The organism is Comamonas sp. FUJ_7 (assembly GCF_057369555.1).
Genome location: NZ_JBXXZI010000006.1, coordinates 121545 through 141277, shown reverse-complemented (window position 1 = coordinate 141277; position 19733 = coordinate 121545). Strand labels below are relative to the sequence as shown.

The window sequence follows — 19733 nt, the reverse complement described above, 5'->3', positions numbered from 1 at the left end:
GGCTTTGTCACATCCAGTGCTGACTGCTACTTCAGGGGATCAGCCTGCGGCTCATCCACCCCCGGCAGACAGTAGGTATCAAAGCGGCAGACCTCCACTCCCGCAAAGTCATTGATGCTGGATGCCAGGTGCGTCTGAAGTGGCTGAATCTCATTGCGGGCAAACACCCTGGCGGCATTCACCACATTGCCAAAGGCTGTGCCACTCGATGGCACCACAGCCATCAGCTCCGGCGGCACCCTGTGGGCGGCCAGCTGATCGTCGCGGCTGACGTTCTTGATATTGAGGAACTCATCCTTGGCCGCAGCCTCGCCAATGGGCAATAGCTTGATGCCATCTTTTTGCCCATTCGGGCTGTGAAAGAACAGATTGCGAAAGTTGCCAATGCCCTTGCTGCTCTTGAGCGCAGCTCGCAGCCCGTCCACATCCTGCTGATTGGGCGTCGGGTCCGTCAGGTAAAGGATGAAGCCCGCATGGCTGCCATTGGTGTAGTAGCGGCGACGGAATAGCGTGGCCGACTCATTGAGCAAGCTGGCCTGCAGGCTGGCCAGATACTGCGGCACCCCATACACCTCCTGGTCCACATCCGGCTCCATCACATGGCAGATGCTCCCCTTGCGAAACGTATGCACCTCATTCCAGCGCGGCATAAAGCCGAAGGTTTCCAAATCCGCCCGGCGGCGCGTGTACTTGGCCAGGCTGTGCTTGAACTCCATGCCATCCCCCAGCCTGCTGCGCGGCTCCTCCAAGTAGGCATTGCCAAACACCAGATACTCCTTGGCCACCTTCAGCACCGTCGTGCGGCTCAGCCGCGCATGCGGCCTGAACGTGCTGGCCAAAATCTTCGCCTTCAGATCAATCGCGCTCGCGTGGTGCACCCCAGCGCGCAGCATGCGCGTCAGGCCATCCACGCTCACCGGCATCTCATACCACTCGTTATTGATCAGATTGCACTCGAAGTAATCAAAGATCTCGCGCCGATCCAGCACCGCCTCGGGTGATCCAAAGGTAAAAGCCTCAATAGATGGCGATGCCGCAGCATCAACAATGGCCACATCCGTCATTTAGCAAATCTCCAAAGTCACGCCGCTGCCCAGCCCACCGCCCACGGCAGCAGCCTCAAGCGGCTCGTTATCCAAAGCATTCATGCAGGCCCAGGCCAGATCGGCGTGGCCGGCTTCCTCGCTGCGCCCGCTCGCATACGTCACGCTGCGCCCACTGGCCGTCATCTCGCGCTTGATCGCCATAAAGCTGCGCTGCAGATCCACATCACCCGCATCAAACTCCAGCCGCCCGGCGCGAATCACGCTCTGCGCCTTCAGCACCAAGCGCGTCTTCACCTCCACGCTGTACTGCAGCGCCCGCGCGCCGGGGAAGAACTTCTGCACAATCTGGTGCACCCCCGTGCCAAGGCCGGACGTGTCAATCGTGATGTGCTCCACGTGGTACTTCTTCGTCAGCTTGCGGATCTCCTCGGCCTGCCCCTCAAAGTCCGCGCCCTTGAACTGCATGCGCTCCAGCACCCGAAACTTGCCGCCCGCCTTATCCGGCGGGGCCAGCACCACCAGGCCGGCCGCGTCTCCCGTGTGGCTCGGGTCATAACCAATCCACACCCGCTTATAGGCAAACGGCCGCAGCGCAAAAGGCTTCCAGTCGTCGGCCCAGGCATCCCAGCTATCCACATGGCAGCGCATCAGCTCCGTCAGAGGGAAGACCGAGAAACTCTCATCCACAAACCCGCACATCAGCAGGTTGTCCCACTCCTCGTCGCTGTACTCAAAGCGCAGCTCGTCCAGGTCAAACAAATCGCAGCCACCCGCCGCCGCATCCAGCACCGTCACAATCTGGCGCCAGATCTTGTCCTCCCCCGTAAAGCCGCCGGCCAGCCGGTCATGGCTCAAGTCCAGCTCAATGCGGTCAGCCTTGCTGCGCTTGCGGTTGATGCGGTTGCCACTCCAGAAGGCATACGCCTGGTGCTGCAGGCTCGACGGCGTGCTGAAGTACGTCTTGCGCCACTTCTTGTGCATCGCCATGCCGCTGGCCACCTTGTTGAGCTGGTCAAACGACTGCGTCCAGAAAAACTCGTCAAAGTAGAAATTGCCGTGATAGCCCTGCGCCGTGCGGGCATTGGTGCCCAAGAAATACAGCGTCGCCCCATTGGGCAGCACGATAGGGTCGCCCTTGAGCTCAATGCCCAGCACCTCTTTGACAAAGGCAATGATGTAGCCCCGAAAAATATGCGCCTGCGCCTTGCTCGCTGACAAGAAAATCTGATTGCGCCCCGTCTCCAGCGCATCAATCAAAGCCTCGCGGGCAAAGTACCAGGTCGCACCAATCTGGCGGCTTTTCAAAATTGCCCGCGTGCGCTCCTGGCTGCTCTGCCACCAGCTCAGCTGGTACTTGAACAAGCTGTCGATAAACGCCGACTTCAGCTTCTCCAGCCCCTCCTCACCGGCCAGCAGCCCGCTGCGCTCCGGCTGCCGCTTGGGCGCAGCATTGCGGGCGTTGATATTCGGGTTCAGGTCACTTTCCTTGCCCGTCTCGCTGTACTTGTGCACCCTGGCCAGCCGCTCCAGCTGGCGGCCCAGCAGGTCAATCTCCTTGAAGTCCCCGCCCGTCTTGCTCTCCTTGTTGATCAAGGTGCAAAGCCGCATCTCCAGCGTCCCCTCCACCCGGTCCACGGGCTTGGCCTTGTCCCACGCATCCGCCGCCTTCCACTCATGCACCGTCGTGCGCGGCACATCAATGTGCTCGGCAATATGCGTCACACGCCAGCCCATCCAGTACAGCGCCCGTGCCTTGCGCCGCTTGTCCTGGCTGCTCTCAGTCAGCGCCCGCAGCACATCCAGCTCAGCCGTATCAACGGCTGCAGCCTCTGCCTCGGGGAATGGAAAAGGATTGCTCTGGCCAGAGCGAGAACGCACCTTCAGGCCTTCTTTTGCAGTCATACCCGCCAGTTTGGGCGTGCATTCGCGCGCGTGCACCTGCGCATTTATGTAGCAAGCCGCGCTACAGCCCAAAGCGTTTGCCGCCAACCGGGCCTAGGTCAGACCATAGAGGCTAGCGCTGCAAAGCCTCCCTCAACTCACTGCTCAAGCACATGCCCACCAAGTCCAAATTCTTCCGCGTGGCCACCGAAGGTGCCACCACCGATGGCCGTGAAATCACCCGCACCGACATCGAGCAAATGGCCAAGTCGTATGACCCCGCCAAATACGCCGCCCGCGTCTGGCTGGAGCACTATCGTGGCTTGGTGCCCGGCGGCTCCTTTGATGCGCTGGGCGACGTCACCGCCATTGAGTCCCGTGAGGTCGAAGGCGGCAAGCTGGCCCTGTTCGCACAGATCGAGCCCCTGCCCAAGCTCATCGAGATGAACAAGGCCAAACAAAAGCTGTTCTCCTCCGTAGAGATCCACCCCCAGCTTGGTGACACCGGCGGCGCCTACCTATTTGGCCTGGGCGTCACCGACAGCCCCGCCAGCCTGGGCACCGAAGTACTCAAATTCAGCCAGACCGCTGCCGCCAGCCCCTTCGCAGACCGCAAGGCAGACAAATCCACCCTCTACGCTGCCGCGCAGGAATTCACGCTGGAGCTGGAGGCAGACCAGCCCGAAGCCACCACCGGCCCACTGGCCTCGGCCCTGGACAAATTCAGCGCCCTGCTGGCCAAAGCCATCGGCACGGATAAACCGGCACCAGCCCCCGCCGTGCAGCAGCACAGCATCCAGGCCCCTGAAATCATGGCAGCCCTGGCCGCCACGCAAGAAGTGGTCACCGCTTTTGCCAACCAACAAGCCCACGACAGCAAAGCCCTGGCCGACCTGAAAAAACAGTTCAGCCAGCTGCAGGCCGACCACCAGGGCCTCGTCACCAAGCTCAGCACCGAAAGCGCTGACGAGAACCGCCCACCAGCCATTGGCGGCGACGGCTACGAACAAGCAGCCTTCTAAGCCACGCCCCACTCTTCGCAACGAACACAAGGACCCCCCATGCGCAACACCACCCGCGTACTGTTCAACAGCTACCTCTCCAACCAGGCCAAGCTCAACGCCGTGGCCTCCGCCGTCGCCCAATTCACGGTCGAGCAGTCCGTGCAGCAAAAGCTCGAAACCAAGCTGCAGGAATCCAGCGCCTTCCTCAAAAAGATCAACATCATTGGCGTGGACGATCTCAAGGGTGAAAAGCTGGGCCTGGGCATTGCCGGCCCCATCGCCAGCCGCACCGACACCAGTGGCGACGGCACCCGCAAAACCGTAGACCCCTCCACCCTGGGTAAAGAAGGCTACGAATGCGTCCAGGTCAACTACGACACCCACCTGCGCTATGCCAAGCTCGACGCCTGGTCGCAGCACAAAGACTTCCAGCTGCGCATCAGCGGCGCCATCGTCGAGCGCGGTGCGCTGGACCGCATCATGATTGGCTTCAACGGCACCAGTGCCGCCGCCAACACCGACCGCACCGCCAACCCCTTGCTGCAAGACGTGGCCAAAGGCTGGCTCAAGCACATCCGTGACAACGCCGCCCAGCGCGTCATGAGCGGCGTGACCTACGGCACTGACAAAGGTGCTCAGGGCACCTACAAATCCCTGGACGGCCTGGTCTATGACGCCATCCAGCTGCTGGAGCCTGTGCACCGCGAAGACCCCGAGCTGGTCGCCGTCATTGGCCGTGACCTCATGCACGACAAGATGTTCCCTCTGGTCGATGGCCAGGACGCCCCCACGGAAAAACTCGCCGCAGACATCGTCGTCAGCCAGCGCCGCATCGGTGGCCTGCCTGCCGTGCAAGTGCCCTACTTCCCTGCAGGCACCGTGCTCATCACCCGCCTGGACAACCTGTCCATCTACTTCCAGAAGGGTGGCCGCCGTCGCCACGTCAAAGACGTGCCAGAGCGTGACCGCGTCGAGACCTATGAATCCTCCAACGACGCCTGGGTCGTAGAAGACTTTGGCCTGGTCGCCATGGTCGAAGGCATCACGGAATTCCGGGCGCCTTGACCGCTCTTCGCCAGCCAAGCCCCGAGCCGCTGACTCGGCCCTGCGCCCAGCGGCTCTCTTCTCTGCACTCTGACTGACACCCGCCATGCCACTCACCCCTGCCCAAAAGCACTTTGCCCGCGTGCTGGCTGCCCAAGAGGCAGAGCGTGCAGCTGCCGCAGACCCGTTTGGCGCTGCCTCCGGCAGCCAGCACGAACTCATGCTGGCCCAGTTGCACGCCCATTCGCGCCAGCTCAAAGACATCAAGGCCACTGAAAAAAAGGTGGAAGCCAAGCGCAAGCTGCTGCCCGAGTACCTCGAATACATCGATGGCGTGCTGGAGTCCGACGCTGGCGTGCAAGACCCCGTCATCACCACCCTCATGGTCTGGATGCTCGATGTGGGTGACTGGCAGCAAGCCCTGCAAATGGCCGAGTACTGCCTGCGCCACAAGCTGCAGCTGCCTGACCGCTTCAACCGCAACGTGCCCACGCTGCTGCTCGACGACGTCAGCGACGCCGCCATCAAAGGCCAACTGGTGGGCGCGGATGCCCTGGCCATCCTCGCCAGAGTCGACCTGCTCACCCAAGAGCTGGACGCCCACGACCAGGCGCGCGCCAAGCTGCACAAAGCCATTGGCTGGGCTGCCATGGGCAAGACCCACACCAAAGACCTGAGCACCGAACAAGTCAAAGCCTTGCAGCTGGATCAAGTGCGCATTGCACTGCCCCACCTGCAGCGCGCCGTAGAACTGCACGCCCAGGTGGGCGTGAAAAAAGACGTGGAGCGACTGGAGCGCCGCTTGAAAGAGCTGCAGCCAGACGCCCCCAACTGAGCGAACCCCGCACCCGGACGGCTCAGGCGCTGCGGCCTGTCAGCAATCACTCACCGTGATCGCTGCACTCAGCCAACGCACCTGACCACCGTCCCCTCACACCCGAGCCCTCAAAGCCTGCCGCCATGTCTGCCTTCATCGTCACCGCCAACCCGCCTGCCGCTGCGCAAGAGCCCATCATCACCAATGACGGGTTCTTCCCCGACATGAGCCCCGCCAAGGTGCGCGACGCTTGCCGCCTGGACGGCACGGCCACCAGCGAGCGCCTGGCACCCGCCCTCAAAGACGCCATGCTCAGCATCAACGCCGAGCTGCAAACCTGGGCAGATGAACAGCGCAGCCGCTGGGGCTACGCCACGCTGGCCGAAGTGCCCTCCCCCCAAGTCGGCGGCGAAAGCGCCAAAGTCTTGTACTACCAGCGCGCTGTGCACTACTGCCTCATGGCAGACCTGGCCGAGATGTACCGCAACATCTCCAGCACCCCCGCAGGCGCAGGCAAAGCGGACAGGGTGATGGAAGAGCTGGTCATTCAGCTCGGCGAGCACCGCCGCAAGCAGCGCTGGGCCATCTCAGACCTGCTGGGTCAGGCCCGTTGCACCGTAGAGCTGCTGTAGAGCCATGGCCAGGCAGATCCGCACCCAGCAAAACGATTCGGTAGACGCCCTGTGCTGGCGCCACTACGGCCGCACGCAAGGCGCGGTCGAGGCCGTACTGCAAGCCAACCCCGGCCTGGCCAGGCGCGGGCTGATCTTGCCCCAGGGCCTCCTGGTGCACATGCCCCCCTTGAGCGCACCGCCCCCCAAAACCACCGTAACGCTATGGGACTGAGCATGAGCAAGCAAGAGCTATTGCAATCCTCCGCCATGGAGGCCGCCAAAGGCACTCCACCCGTCATCGTCGCTGCCACCGCCAACGTACAAAGCTGGTCCAGCGCCGACATCGTCACGGCGCTGACCATCATCTACCTGCTGCTGCAAATCCTGTGGCTGTTGTGGAAGTGGTGGAAAGCCGCCCAAACCGGTGAGGTCAAAGAATGATCAAGAAATACTTCCCCCACCTCGGCGGCAGCCTGGTGCTGGCCAGCGCCGCGCTTCTGGCTTTTCTGGGCACCTGGGAAGGCGCTGCGCAATACACCGTCTATGCCGACAAGCTGGCCGGCGGCCTGCCCACCGTCTGCAAAGGCCTCACCCGCCATGTCACCACAACCCCCATCATCGTGGGCGAGCGCTGGAGTGCAGACAAATGCCAGCGTGAAGAAACAGCCGCCCTGCAGCGCGTGCAAATGGCGCTGGGCCAGTGCTTCAAAGTGCTGCCGCCCCAGTACGTGTTTGATGCGGCCAGCAGCCATGCCTGGAACTTTGGCCACCCCAGCACCTGCACCAGCCTGGCCATGGCCAGCTTCAACCGTGGCGACTGGGCCACCGGCTGCCGCCGCCTGAGCATGTCTGACGCCGGCCGCCCCGTCTGGAGCTTCACCAGCCGCACCGACCCTAAGACCGGCATCAAGATCTATACCTTCATCCAAGGGCTGGCCGATCGCCGCCAGGCAGAAACCAGCTTCTGCAGCAAAGGGCTGACATGAAAGCAATTCTGGCCAATGCCTTGCTCTACGCCATGCTGGTGGCTGCCGGTGCCATCTCTGGCATGAGCTATGAATCCTCACGCCAGGCGCAGGCCGCCAAAACCGAGCTGCAAGACCTTCAGCGCCGTGCAGCCCGCAACGCTGCCTGGCTGCGCGGCGAACGCACCGCCAGCGAAGCGCAGCTCAATGAGCAAATCCTCACCCTCCACACCCAACTGGCCCAAGCCCAGACCCAAGCCGATGAAAACCACCACACTCTTGTCTCTGGCCTGCGCGCTGGCACTGTCAGCGTGCGCGTCCCCATCGCCCCTGTGCCCTCCAGCTGCACCAGCGACAGCGCACACGCCACCGGCCATTCCAGCGTTGCAGCTCAAGCCACGCACGCCCAACTTGACCCAGAGGCAGCAGCAAATCTTGCCGCCATTCCCCACGAAGGCGACGCCGCCATCCGTGAGCTCAACGCCTGCATCGCCCAGTACAACGCAGTAAAAGCCGAGCAAGACGCCTGGCGGCTCACCCTCACCCAGCTGGAGACAGGCCATGCGCAAACCCCCTAGCCTGCGCGCCCACCTCACTGCGGCCCTTCCCCAGTACCGGCAAAGTCCTGAAAACCTGCTGATGTTTGTCATGGGCGGCCATGTCTCGGCCACCGGTACCAAGGCGCTGGGCTGGCAGTGGGAATACAGCCTGCGCATCGTGCTGTGCGACTTCACCGGCCACCCCGATGCCGTCATCGGCCCCACCCTGATCTGGCTGCGCGCCCATCAGCCCGACTTGCTCAACCACCCCGAGAAACAAAAGCAAGCCCTCAAAGTGAGCGCCGAATACTTGAACACCCAGGCCATGGATCTGGTGCTGGATGTACAACTGAGCGAAAGCGTGCACGCCCGCCCCACCGCCAATGGCAATGGGGCATTTGAGCTGCTACACCGGTTGGAGCCGCCCTGCTTTGATGATCAGCCACACGACGCCGTGACTGAGCTGTATCTCAACGGTGAGCAGCTCGCCGCATGGCCGCCGCTGGATGTGGTGGGCCAATAAGCCATGGACGACCTCACCCGCCTGCAAGACTGGCTAGCCCCGCTGCTGACCAAGCTCAATGAAGGCGAGCGCCGCCTGCTGGCACGGGAAGTCGCCAAACGCGCCCGCACCATCACCCAGAAAAACATGGCGGCCCAACAAAGTCCAGACGGCCAGAGCTGGAAACCGCGCAAGCACCGCAGCCGTGATGCCCGGGGCAACTTGCGCCAAGGACCCATGTTCAACAAACTGCGCCTGGCCCGCCATCTGCGCACCCATGCACTCAGGCACGAGTCATTGGTGGAGTTTGTGGGCCGGGCCGCTCGCATCGCCCGCGTACACCACTACGGCCTGCGCGACCGCGTGAGCGAGGGCGGTGCCCAGTACCAATATCCGGCCCGTGAATTGCTGGGCCTCAGTGATGAGCAGATGGGAGCTATCACTGACTTGATACTGGATCACCTCAGCAGTTTCTAGTAAGCCGCTGTGGTTGACCTTCCCAGCGTCATCGTTGAAACGACTGGAGCGGCAGGTAACGACCCTTTGTTGACTTTGCTTGCAGCTCGATCGATGTCCGCTATTGCAACGGAGCACGCTTATCAATTGTTAAATTGATTCAACGCTCAAGATTTTTCTAAGGCAATCTAATACAATTAGATACAAATAATCGTAAACCCTAATTTTCTAGAGCACCAAGTCTTTTCTCTGCTAACTCTAGCAGCACGGATGCGTATGCCGCTCATGCAGCCCTTGTCGGACCCATGATCGGTGTTGCAGTCCGCCAGCTTGAACATGCAAGATGCCCAACGGGGGTGGATAAAAAGCTCCGTTGTTCGCGATCAGTGCCAGAACTGTGCACCGCAGTTAACTTCACAGAAAAATCGAGCCACTCATTGATGCAAGCCCCAAGTGTTGCAGTTCTGGACCTGACTTCTCGCATGGGTGCATATGCGCTGGCGCAGTTGGGCGTATCAGGAGCAGAAGGTCATGGTGCCTGGGAAAACATGCCACTCGGTGGCGTATCCGGCGCGCCGCATTTAAGTTGGTACCGCCCTCTCAAAACAGCAGACTTGGCAACCCTTCCAAGCAACCCCGATGCTGTTGCGATTCTTGTTGGGCCTGGCAGCTTTTCCATGTTGCCAGCGGTTCTCACCCACAGCACGATACGCACAGCTTCAGTTGTGTGGTTTCTGATGCTGCCTAACGCACTGATGGAAGACATCGAAATCTCCAAATTCTTGGCCGGACACCCACATGCAGGGACACAAAAATATCAATTGCCAACGAGTGATCCGCAGACTTTGTGGTTTGTGCTCATGGAGCAGCTGAGCAAGCTGAAGAAATTTAACGAATATTTCAACGAAGAAAGAAATGAGAGCGAGATGAGCACGAATTTGAAGTCATCGATGGACTCAGCTATGACTATCGACGGTGCATTAGCTGCTGCCTTGGTCGACTACCGCAGTGGTATGTGTCTCGCCCAGGCCGGCGGCGGAATGAACCTGGAGCTGGCCGCAGCTGGCAACACGCAGGTCGTGCGAGCCAAACTCCAGACCATGGAATCTCTTGGCATCCGCCGTGGCATCGAGGACATCCTGATTACTTTGGCCGACCAGTACCATTTGATTCGACTTGTACCGAATGCCGAAGGACTTTTCCTCTATCTGGTGCTCGATCGCAACAAGGGAAACTTAGCACTGGCGCGCTACAAGCTCACGGATATTGAGCGCTCGCTTAAGGTGTGATTGGACAGCGGTCACTCGAGGAGCTGTGTTGAAAGGCTGCTCATGGCCGATTTCAGCCCTTCACATCCCTTTGACGCGTAGCCGCCATTCACTCGGTGCTCCACGCTTCTAAGCACCATTTTCTGTAGCACCTCCCGCTACACGCGCCCGCGCTGGCGCGCACGCAAGGGGCTGGGCACCATGACGCCATGTCTGCCCCTCCCGAACTCAGCCCCGTAGAGCTATACCGCCTGTTGGCCAACATGATCCGCCTGGGTCGTGTCGAAGACGTGCGCGCTGGCAGTAGCTCCAGCCCGGCACGCTGCACCGTGCGCCTGAGCGATGAGCTAAGCACCGACTACCTGCCCTGGTTTGCGCTGGCCGCTGGCGGTGACAGCCGAACCCGCCACTGGCGCACCCCTGCCCGTGGCGAGCCCTGCCTGCTGCTGGCACCCGAAGGTGACCTGGCCCAGGCTGTGGCCCTGCCCGGTATCTACAGCACCGACATGCCCCAGGGGGCCAACAGCGAAGACGTGGAGCGCCACGACTTCAGCAGCACCGACTTCTGGGAGCACCACCGCCCCAATGGCACGCTGCGCTTTGAAATTGCCTCAGCCATTGAGCTGAAGGTGGGCAGCTCGGTGCTGCGCCTCACGCCTGACGGTACCACGCTCACAACGCCCGTCTACAAGGTTGACAGCCCGACTACCGAATTCACCGGGGCCGTCATCGTGCAAAAGCTGCTCACCTTCAATGGGGGCATTGCTGGCAAATCTGGAGCCGGTGGCTCCAACTCTGTCCAGGGCGGCCTGGCGATTGATGGCGGCAGCCTCACGCACAACGGCAAAAACGTAGGCGGTAACCACACCCACACCAACAACGGTGCAGGAGTGCCCCACTGATGAACCGCACCACGGGCCGTCGCATCACCGGCATCGCCCACCTCCAACAATCTGTGGCCGACATCCTGACCACGCCTTTGGGCACGCGGCTGGAGCGCCGCACCTACGGCAGCCTGCTGCCCAGCCTGATCGATCAGCCCGACAACGCCAGAACCCGGCTGCGCTGCTATGCAGCCATTGCCAGCGCCTTGATGAAATGGGAGCCACGCCTGCGCGTCACGCGGGTGGGCATCAGCTCGGGCCAGCAGCCCGGCCAGGCCATCGTGGATCTCGAAGGTGAATACCTGGGCCAGGCCATCAACCTGTCCGCCGCCCTTCAGCTGCGAGGTGCAGCATGAGCGTAGATCTATCACAGCTGCCGCCGCCCAATGTGGTCAAGCCCCTGAACTTTGAGGCCGAGCTGCAGCGACTCAAAGCCATCGTGCGCGAAGAGATGGCGGCTGTAGAGCCAGACATTGGCAGCCTTCTGGAGCTGGAGTCCGAGCCACTGCTCAAAGTTGTGCAACGCATTGCCTATGAAAACATGGCCATGCAGGCCCGCATCAACGACAGCGCCCACGCCTGCATGCTGGCCTATGCACAAGGTGAAGACCTGGAAGTGTTTGCCGCCAACAATGATGTGGAGAAGTTGCCTGGCGAGACCGACGCGCAGCTACGCCGCCGCGCCCAGATGGCGTTTGAAGGCCTCACGGTGGCTGGCAGCAAAGGCAGCTACATCTTTCACGCACTGAGTGCAGATGCCCGGGTGCAGGATGCCATGCCCATCACGCCCACCGGCGGCACGGTGCGCGTGGTGGTGCTCAGCGCCGAAGGTGACGGCAGCGCTGCCCAGGAACTGCTGGACATCGTGGCCACCAAGCTCAGTGCTGATGACGTGCGCCCCATGAGCGACACGGTGGAAGTGGTCTCTGCCGAAGTCATCCCCTTTGAAGTGATCGCCCAGCTGCGCGCCTACCCCGGCCCCACACAGGCCAGCGTGCTCGAGCGTGCCTTGGCCAGCCTGAATGCCTACTTGGCCAGCTGCCGCAAGCTGGGGTATGACATTTCCGTCTCTGGCCTGGCCGCTGCCTTGCATGTGCAGGGCGTACAAAGCGTGCTGTTTGACCCCAGCATGCAAGACATCGAGGTGCAGCCGCACCAGGTAGCCCATTGCACGGCCATCAACGTCACATTGGCAGAGGGCAGCTATGTCTAGCCCATCCACACACGCCGCCACACTGCTGCCCCCCAACGCCACGCCGCTGGAGCGCACCTTGGCAAAGGCAAGCGCCATGCCGCACAGCCCGGAAGAAATCCGCAAGTTGTGGAACCACCGCACCTGCCCGCTGCACCTGCTGTCCTGGCTGGCATGGGCCTGGAGCGTGGACGAGTGGAACCCTGCGTGGACTGAAGGCCAGCAACGCGCCATGGTGGGCGCATCCATCCGGATGCACAAGAAAAAAGGCACGGTCTGGGCTGTGCGTGAGGCCCTGCTGCGCTCCGGCCTTGAGAGTGTGCGTGTGGTTGAAAAGCCCGCGGACGCCGAGCACTGGTCGCACTTTGATGTGGACATTGCCGTGGTGGACCGGCCCCTGACCCAAGGAGCCATCCAGCGCGCCCATGCCCTGATTGAAGAGAACAAGGCCCAGCGCAGCGTGCTGCGCACCTTGCGCACCTCCATGCAAAGCCGTGGCGGCATGTACTTCGCCATGCACATGGTCAGCGGCGCCATCACCACGGTCTATCCAGCACGGGTGGAAAACATCACACCAGCCCCCATTGCTATGCACCTGGCCTTTGGCGTGCACAGCGCCCAGACAACTACGGTTTACCCAATGGAAGCAGTAGCACCATGAGTCAGAAATACTTCACCACCCTTACCCATATCGGCGCTGCGCTGCATGCCAATGCGCAGCTGCAGCAAACCACTGTGCCCTGGACCCACCTGGTGCTGGGCGATGGCAACGGCGTAGAGCCTGTGCCCAACCCCGCACAAACCGGCGTGATCCATGAAGTGGACCGCTTGGCCATCTCCAGCATTGCACCAGATCCTGACAACCCCAACTGGATCGTTGTGGAGGCAGTCATCCCCGCAGACCGGGGTGGCTATGTTGTGCGCGAAACAGCGCTGATGGGCGGCGCTGACGGCAACAGCTGTATTGCCGTGGGCAACTATCCATCTGCCACTAAGCCACTGCTGTCTGAAGGCGCTGGCAGCGAATTGATCATTCGCGTGGTGGTGGAAGTTGCGTACACGGCTACGGTAACGCTCAAGATTGATCCGGCCATTGTGATTGCTTCACGTGACTGGGTGCAAAAACAGGAAGCAACGGAAGAACAGGCTAAACAAGGCTCCATTCTTGGTCGCTGGACGAGCCCCTTGCGCGTGCTGCAATTACTTCGTGCAAGTGCAGCTCAAGCAACGGAAGTGTTGCGCGGCACACTGCGGATTGCATCCAGCGCTGACATGCTTGATGCAGAGTGCGACGATGCTGCCGTGACGCCTGAGCGGCTGCTTGAGTTTTCGGCTGCTACAGGCATGGTGGTATTCGACACACCAGGCGTATATACATGGCAAGTCCCAGATGTTTTGAAAAGCGGCGCTAGAAAAGCGCATGTGGTCGGTGTTGGCGGCGGCGGTAGCGGCTGTAGAAATGCTGTATCAACCGGAGGGATCGCGTATGGCGGTGGAGGTGGTGGCGCTTTTGAGATTGTTGTTGATTTAAGTGGCGTGACAAGTGTGACATGCACAGTCGGTAATGGCGGCGTCTTTTCTGGCGGTAGCGCGACTGCTTCAGGGGTACAGGGTGGAACCACAAGTTTTGGAAGCTACGCCAGCGCGACTGGAGGGATGGGGGGTATTACTACTCCTGGTTCTGGCGTACCTGGCGGCACTGGAGTATCCAGCATAGAGGGGGCCGTGACTCACAAGGGGGCAAGCGGCCAGATGAGTTATCTGTCAATGGAAGAAACGCGCCATGGTGGACAAGGTGGCGGCACTATTTTTGGCCCTGGAGGGATGTCAAATTCAAACGGCTGGTGCTACGGCGCTGGGGGCGGCGCGACATTCGGCACAGTAAATGTTGTTGGTGCTGGTGCTGGTGGCGTGATTATTATCAAATGGTGAGGTGAGTATGTGGGCAAGAATTGAAAGCAACACGGTCAATGAGCTTACCGCCATTGACCCCGAAGGGCGTTACCACCCGAGCCTGATCTGGGTTAAATGCCCCGAGGATGTTCGACAAGGATGGACATACTCAGATGGCGTTTTTGCACCACCAGCCAGTGCTGCGGTGACGCCTGAGCAAGTCAAAGACGCCATCACACAAAAACGCTGGCAAATAGAAACCGGCGGTTTGATGCTGCCCAGCGGCGTACATGTAGCAACCGGCATTGATGACCAAAACCGCATCACGTCTGTGATTGCGAACGCCGAGCTGGCGGGCGTGTCGTCGGTTGACTTCAAAGCCGCCAGCGGCTGGGTCAGCATCTCAGTAGCGGACTTGAAGGCCGTGGCCGCCGCCATTGCGCTGCATGTGCAGCAGTGCTTTACGGCGGAGCGCATGCACCATGAAGCAATCGATGCCATTGCCGCGCAGCACGAAGCTGATCCAGAAGGTCTGCAGGCTGCGCTGGCTGCCTACGACACCACCCAAGGCTGGCCCACCACCGACCTGCGCGAGCCACAGCCCGCCTAGCTTTTGCTGTAGCCCCCGCCGCTACACGCGCCCGCGCTGGCGTATATGTGGGGCAGTTGGCACCCTTGAGGGGTCGCCAACTCCACCCCATTCAGCGCCCATGTCTACCGAATACCACCACGGTGTGCGCGTCCTCGAAATCACCGAGGGCACCCGCCCCATTCGCACCGTCTCCACGGCCATCGTCGGCTTTGTGGCCACTGCCACTGATGCAGATGCGGCCACCTTCCCGCTCAACACCCCCGTGCTCATCACCAATGTGCAAAGCGCCATTGGCAAGGCGGGCACCAAGGGCACGCTGGCGGCCACCCTGCAAGGCATTGCCGACCAGTGCCGCCCCATCACCGTCGTCGTTCGTGTCGCTGATGGCGAGGGCGAAACCGAAGAAGACAAGGCCGCCAGCCTCACCAGCAACCTCATCGGCAACACGCTGGAAGATGGCAGCTATACCGGCATGAAAGCCCTGCTGGCCGCCAAGACCCGCCTGGGCGTCAAGCCCCGCATTCTGGGCGTGCCGGGCCTGGACACCCAGCCCGTGGCCACGGCTCTGGCCACCATTGCAGAGCAATTGCGCGCCATGGCCTACTGCAGCACGCACAAAGACACCGTAGCCGACGCCATCCTGTACCGCGGCGAATTTGGCAAGCGCGAGCTGATGCTCATCCATGGCGACTTTCAGCGCTGGGACACCACGGTCAATGCGACTGCTACCGCCTACGCCACCGGTGTGGCGCTGGGCCTGCGCGCCAAGATTGATCTGGAGCAAGGCTGGCACAAGACCCTCTCCAACGTGTCCGTGGGCGGCGTCACCGGCCTGACCAAAGACATCTACTGGGATCTGCAAAACCCGGCCACCGACGCCGGCCTGCTCAACGGTGCCGACGTCACCTGCCTCATCAACAGCGAAGGCTACCGCTTCTGGGGCAGCCGCACCTGCAGCGACGAACCCCTGTTTGCCTTTGAGTCTTCCGTGCGCACCGCCCATGTGCTCGCCGACAGCATTGCTGAGGCCCACATGTGGGCCAACGACAAGCCCCTGCACCCCAGCCTGGTCAAAGACATTCTGGAAGGCGTGAACGCCAAGTTCCGTGAGCTCAAAAACGGCGGCTACATCCTGGACGGCAGCGCGTGGTTCAACCCCGAGGCCAACCTCAAAGAAGGCCTCAAGGAAGGCCGCCTGGTCATTGACTACGACTACACCCCCGTGCCGCCGCTGGAAGACCTCACCTTCCAGCAGCGCATCACCGACCGCTACTTCACCGACTTCGCGGCACGCGTGCAGACCGGCTCCTAAGCCCTGCTCACGCCACTCATTGACTATCAGGAGCCAACGCCATGGGCATGCCCAACAAACTCAAAAACTTTTCCTACTTTGCCGACGGCGCTAGCTACGCTGGCGAAGTCACCGAAGTCGTCCTGCCCAAGCTCACCCGCAAGCTGGAGGAATTCCGCGCAGGCGGTATGCGCACCCCCGTCAAGGTCGATCTGGGCACCGAAGCGCTGGAGCTGGAGATCACCTGCGGCGGCTGGATGAAAGACATCCTCAAGCAATGGGGCGCCAAAGGCATTGGGGCGGTGCCCCAGCGCTTTGCCGGTGCCGTGCAGCGTGACGACAGCGGCGAATACAGCAAGGTCGAAGTCTTCATGCGGGGCCGTTGGGAAGAAATCGACATGGGCTCAGCCAAGGCCGGTGACGACACCGAATTCAAAGGCAAGGCCGCACTGAGCTACTACCGCCTGGAATGGGACGGCGAAGTCCTCATCGAAATCGACACCACCGGCCTGGTGGAAAAGGTCGGCGGCACCGACCTGACACAGGTGGTGCGCGACATCCTGGGCATCTAAGCCCAGGCATGCCCTTCCACGCTTTCACGCAGCGCAATGCGCTGCCCTGTCCCTTTCACCCTTCACACCTCCCAAACATGAGCACCGCTGACAAAACCGAAACCACCGTCACCCTGGACTTTCCTCTGCAAAGTGCAGGCAACCAAGAGATCAAGGCCGTCACCGTGCGCAAGCCCAGCTCGGGTGCCCTGCGCGGCCTGGCCCTGACCGACTTGCTGCGCATGGATGCCAACGCCCTGCACACCATCCTGCCTCGTATCACCCAGCCCATGCTGGTCAAACAAGACGTGGAAAAGCTCGACCCCGCCGACCTGGTGCAGCTGGGCACAGCCGTGGTGGGCTTTCTTGTCCCAAAGTCGGAGAAGGCCGACTTCCAGGCCGCATAGAAGACGCCATGGCGCAGGTGGCCTTTTTCTTTCACTGGCCACTCGCCGACATGGACGCCATGCCCCCCGAAGAGCTGATGGACTGGCGTGAACGTGCCGTCGGCATACACAACCAACTGCACCAAACCGAGAAGTAACCATGGCTGAGAAAAACCTGCGCTTGCGCGTTGTGCTGGATTTGGCGGACAAGGCGCTGGCACCGCTCAAGCGCATCAGCCAGGGCAGCCAGGAAACTGCGCAGACCCTCAAGGCTGCGCGGGACCAGCTCAAGCAATTACAGGCCACCCAAAAAGATGTGAACTCGTTTCGTACCATGCGTACCAGCTTGAGTGAAACGGAAGCCAAGTTAAAGACAGCACGCGATCAAGTGAGGCAGCTGGCCGCGAGCCATACACAGGCTGGCCCACCAACGAAGCAAATGACTGCTGCCATGAAGGCAGCCCGCAATGAGGCGGCGCAGTTAGGAATCAAGTTCCAAGAGCAGCAGACGAAGGTGCAACAACTGCGTGACAAGCTCAATGCAGCGGGCATCAAGACACGAGACCTCGCATCAAGCGACAAACAGTTGCGAGCAAGCATTGCAAGCACCACCGCTCACATCAACACCCAGACGGCTGCCCTCAAGCGGCAAGGGGATGAACAGCGCAGACTGGCCAAGCTGCAGCAGCAGGCTGCCAAAGGTGCGGCCGTAGGTGCGGGCATGGCTGGCGCGGGGGCTGTGGGCATGTATGCCGGTCAGCGTGCCCTGCGCGGCACAGCGGGCCTGATGAATGCGGGTGTGGACTTTGATGCACAAATGTCCAAGGTACAGGCCCTCTCTCGGCTGGAAAAGTCCAGCGCCGACTACGCCATGCTGCGCGCTCAGGCTCTGGAGCTGGGCGCAAACACCATGTTCAGTGCCACACAAGCGGCCGAAGGGCAGGCATTTTTGGCCATGGCGGGCTTTGACCCCAAAGCGATTCAAGGTGCCATGCCCGGCTTGCTGAGCATGGCCAAGGCTGGTGATCTCGACTTGGGCCGCACGGCTGACATCAGCTCCAATATCTTGAGCGCCTACGGCATTGACCCCAGCAAGATGGGGAGCGTAGCCGACACCCTCACCAAGGTTTTCACCACCTCCAACGTCAACTTGGAGATGCTGGGCAACACCATGAGTTACGTCGGCCCTGTGGCCCGCGCTGCAGGCGTGGACTTGGAAACCACCGCTGCCATGGCTGGTCTGCTGGGTAATGTCGGCATTCAGGGTGAAAAAGGCGGCACGGCCATGCGCGCCATGCTGCTGCGCCTGTCCGCCCCCACGGGCGGTGCCTCCAAGATGCTGGCTAAGCTGGGCGTCAAAACCCGAGACGCCAAGGGCAACGTCCTCAACGTCATGGAAGTGCTGGCCAAGCTGGCCAAGCAAACCGAGAAGATGGGAAGCGCTCAGAAGCTGGAAGTGCTCAAAACCATCTTTGGCGAAGAGCCTGCAGCCGCCATGACCGAGCTGCTGACGCAGGCAGGCTCAGGCGGCATTCTGGAATACCTCAACAAGGTGCGCGACAGCGCAGGCGCGGCGGGCAAGACGGCCGGCATCATGGCCGACAACCTCAGCGGCGACCTCGATGAAATGTCCAGCACCTGGGAGGATGTGCGCATCAGCCTGTTTGATGCCAACCAGGGTGAGATTCGTGCCTGGGCACAAACCATCACCTCCGGAATTCGCAGCGTGGGCGACTGGTTCAAGGCCAACCCCATCGCTTCCCAGTGGCTGGTGCGCTTGATTGTGGTGTTCTCTGCCCTCACGGCCATCATTGGAGCCCTGCTCATCCCGCTTGGCTTGCTAGTGGCCAAGGGAATGCTGGTACGCCTGATGCTGGCCAAGCTGGCAGGTGTAGCTGCTGGGGGTGGTGCCTTTGGCAGCATGGCCACGGGTGCGGGCCGCCTGCTACCTCTGCTGGCACGCGGCGCCTTGCTGCTGCTGCGCTTTATGGGCCCTATTGGCTTGCTGATCACTTCAGGCTGGGCGCTTTACAGCAACTGGGAGAACATCGCAGCGGGCGGCAAGCTGCTATGGGCGGACTTCTCAGCCTGGATGCAAGGGCTCTGGTCTGGCTTTACCAACTGGCTGGCCAGCCTGTGGGAAGGCATCGAGGGCGTGGCCAGCAGCATCTGGTCCAGCATTGTGGCCACCGTCTCCAGCCTCATGAATATGGGTGTCAGCCAGTGGGTGCAGATCCTGCTGAACTTCTCGCCCTTCGGGCTGCTGTGGACGGCGTTCACCTCCGCTCTGTCCATGCTGGGCATTCAGGTGCCTGAGCAATTCCGCAGCTTTGGCGGCTTCATCATGGACGGCTTGATTGGCGGCATCACCGGCAAGCTGGCAGCGCTCAAGGATTCCGTGGTCGGTGCCGCCACGTCTGCCGCGCAGTGGTTTAAAGAAAAGCTGGGCATTGCCAGCCCCTCCAAGGTCTTCACCCAATTTGGCGGCTGGATCAGCGAGGGCGCAGCCAACGGCATTGCCGCTGGCCAGGCCGGTGTGCGTGCCGCAGCGCTGGCCATGGCCGGGGCGGCGGCAGCCCCGGTGGGTGCCATGGATGCAGGCTCAGCCATTAACAGCGGCCCGGCCATGGCACCCCGTGTAGCCGCCAGCGCCCCGGCAACGCCCAGCAGCTACAGCATCACTATCCACGCAGCGCCCGGCATGGATGCCAACGCCATTGCCCGCGCCGTGGCCGCCGAGCTGGACAAACGCGAGCGCCAGAAGGCCAGCAAGGGCCGCAGCGCCATGCACGACATTAGTTAAAGGAC

General features: G+C 61.5%; 24 protein-coding genes. 22 read left to right on the top strand and 2 right to left on the bottom strand.

The annotated features are described in order from the left end of the window. Positions 1–26: 26 nt before the first annotated feature. Both AC2I9W_RS10905 and AC2I9W_RS10900 read right to left on the bottom strand, forming a co-directional pair. On the bottom strand, positions 27–1064 hold the full coding sequence (locus AC2I9W_RS10905; protein ID WP_486409986.1) for a phage portal protein: 1038 nt from the start codon (positions 1062–1064) through the stop codon (positions 27–29). Further along, positions 1065–2948, bottom strand: a complete 1884-nt coding sequence (locus AC2I9W_RS10900) for a terminase large subunit domain-containing protein (protein WP_486409985.1) — start codon at positions 2946–2948, stop codon at positions 1065–1067. A 152-nt stretch (positions 2949–3100) separates the two neighbouring features. Between AC2I9W_RS10900 and AC2I9W_RS10895 the strand changes: the two genes are divergently transcribed. The 22 genes from AC2I9W_RS10895 (at position 3101) to AC2I9W_RS10790 (ending at position 19728) form a co-directional block, all read left to right on the top strand. After that, positions 3101–3949 (top strand): GPO family capsid scaffolding protein, encoded by an 849-nt coding sequence (locus AC2I9W_RS10895; RefSeq protein ID WP_486409984.1) that lies wholly within the window; start codon positions 3101–3103, stop codon positions 3947–3949. 39 nt (positions 3950–3988) lie between these two features. Then, complete coding sequence (locus AC2I9W_RS10890; protein WP_486409983.1) at positions 3989–4996, top strand: phage major capsid protein, P2 family; 1008 nt, start codon at positions 3989–3991, stop codon at positions 4994–4996. A gap of 85 nt (positions 4997–5081) precedes the next feature. After that, positions 5082–5810, top strand: coding sequence for a phage terminase small subunit (gene gpM, locus AC2I9W_RS10885; RefSeq protein WP_486409982.1), 729 nt, complete (start codon positions 5082–5084; stop codon positions 5808–5810). A 125-nt stretch (positions 5811–5935) separates the two neighbouring features. Continuing rightward, a complete protein-coding gene (locus AC2I9W_RS10880) occupies positions 5936–6424 on the top strand; it encodes a head completion/stabilization protein (protein ID WP_486409981.1) in 489 nt (162 codons plus the stop codon). 4 nt (positions 6425–6428) lie between these two features. Then, positions 6429–6638, top strand: coding sequence for a tail protein X (locus AC2I9W_RS10875; protein WP_486409980.1), 210 nt, complete (start codon positions 6429–6431; stop codon positions 6636–6638). A gap of 2 nt (positions 6639–6640) precedes the next feature. Then, positions 6641–6847, top strand: a complete 207-nt coding sequence (locus AC2I9W_RS10870) for a hypothetical protein (protein WP_486409979.1) — start codon at positions 6641–6643, stop codon at positions 6845–6847. Beyond that, the gene (locus tag AC2I9W_RS10865; protein ID WP_486409978.1) at positions 6844–7392 is read left to right on the top strand and encodes a lysozyme; all 549 of its coding nucleotides are present in this window, start codon (positions 6844–6846) and stop codon (positions 7390–7392) included. The genes AC2I9W_RS10870 and AC2I9W_RS10865 overlap by 4 nt, the downstream gene beginning before the upstream one ends. Next, on the top strand, positions 7389–7949 hold the full coding sequence (locus AC2I9W_RS10860; protein WP_486409977.1) for a hypothetical protein: 561 nt from the start codon (positions 7389–7391) through the stop codon (positions 7947–7949). The genes AC2I9W_RS10865 and AC2I9W_RS10860 overlap by 4 nt, the downstream gene beginning before the upstream one ends. Then, positions 7933–8433 (top strand): phage tail protein, encoded by a 501-nt coding sequence (locus AC2I9W_RS10855; RefSeq protein ID WP_486409976.1) that lies wholly within the window; start codon positions 7933–7935, stop codon positions 8431–8433. The genes AC2I9W_RS10860 and AC2I9W_RS10855 overlap by 17 nt, the downstream gene beginning before the upstream one ends. Positions 8434–8436: 3 nt before the next feature. Beyond that, positions 8437–8889, top strand: a complete 453-nt coding sequence (locus AC2I9W_RS10850) for a phage virion morphogenesis protein (protein ID WP_486409975.1) — start codon at positions 8437–8439, stop codon at positions 8887–8889. Positions 8890–9794: 905 nt separating this feature from the next. Continuing rightward, entirely contained in the window at positions 9795–10157 is a 363-nt protein-coding gene (locus tag AC2I9W_RS10845) for a hypothetical protein (RefSeq protein ID WP_484616736.1), read from the top strand. 188 nt (positions 10158–10345) lie between these two features. After that, positions 10346–11038 carry a phage baseplate assembly protein V gene (locus AC2I9W_RS10840; RefSeq protein WP_486409974.1) on the top strand — a complete coding sequence of 231 codons (693 nt, stop codon included), beginning with the start codon at positions 10346–10348 and terminating at the stop codon, positions 11036–11038. Beyond that, entirely contained in the window at positions 11038–11376 is a 339-nt protein-coding gene (locus AC2I9W_RS10835) for a GPW/gp25 family protein (RefSeq protein WP_486409973.1), read from the top strand. Before AC2I9W_RS10840 ends, AC2I9W_RS10835 begins: the two co-directional genes overlap by 1 nt. Beyond that, positions 11373–12233, top strand: a complete 861-nt coding sequence (locus tag AC2I9W_RS10830; protein ID WP_486409972.1) for a baseplate assembly protein — start codon at positions 11373–11375, stop codon at positions 12231–12233. The genes AC2I9W_RS10835 and AC2I9W_RS10830 overlap by 4 nt, the downstream gene beginning before the upstream one ends. Next, entirely contained in the window at positions 12226–12873 is a 648-nt protein-coding gene (locus AC2I9W_RS10825; RefSeq protein ID WP_486409971.1) for a phage tail protein I, read from the top strand. Before AC2I9W_RS10830 ends, AC2I9W_RS10825 begins: the two co-directional genes overlap by 8 nt. After that, positions 12870–14144, top strand: coding sequence for a phage tail protein (locus AC2I9W_RS10820; RefSeq protein WP_486409970.1), 1275 nt, complete (start codon positions 12870–12872; stop codon positions 14142–14144). Before AC2I9W_RS10825 ends, AC2I9W_RS10820 begins: the two co-directional genes overlap by 4 nt. Positions 14145–14151: 7 nt before the next feature. Then, entirely contained in the window at positions 14152–14715 is a 564-nt protein-coding gene (locus AC2I9W_RS10815) for a DUF4376 domain-containing protein (protein ID WP_486409969.1), read from the top strand. A gap of 100 nt (positions 14716–14815) precedes the next feature. Then, entirely contained in the window at positions 14816–16009 is a 1194-nt protein-coding gene (locus tag AC2I9W_RS10810; protein WP_486409968.1) for a phage tail sheath protein, read from the top strand. Between the two features lie 41 nt (positions 16010–16050). Further along, entirely contained in the window at positions 16051–16560 is a 510-nt protein-coding gene (locus tag AC2I9W_RS10805; RefSeq protein WP_486409967.1) for a phage major tail tube protein, read from the top strand. A 77-nt stretch (positions 16561–16637) separates the two neighbouring features. Further along, a complete protein-coding gene (locus tag AC2I9W_RS10800; RefSeq protein WP_486409966.1) occupies positions 16638–16946 on the top strand; it encodes a phage tail assembly protein in 309 nt (102 codons plus the stop codon). 8 nt (positions 16947–16954) lie between these two features. Continuing rightward, positions 16955–17083, top strand: coding sequence for a GpE family phage tail protein (locus AC2I9W_RS10795; protein ID WP_486409965.1), 129 nt, complete (start codon positions 16955–16957; stop codon positions 17081–17083). A 2-nt stretch (positions 17084–17085) separates the two neighbouring features. Next, positions 17086–19728, top strand: coding sequence for a phage tail tape measure protein (locus AC2I9W_RS10790; RefSeq protein ID WP_486409964.1), 2643 nt, complete (start codon positions 17086–17088; stop codon positions 19726–19728). Positions 19729–19733: the final 5 nt, after the last annotated feature.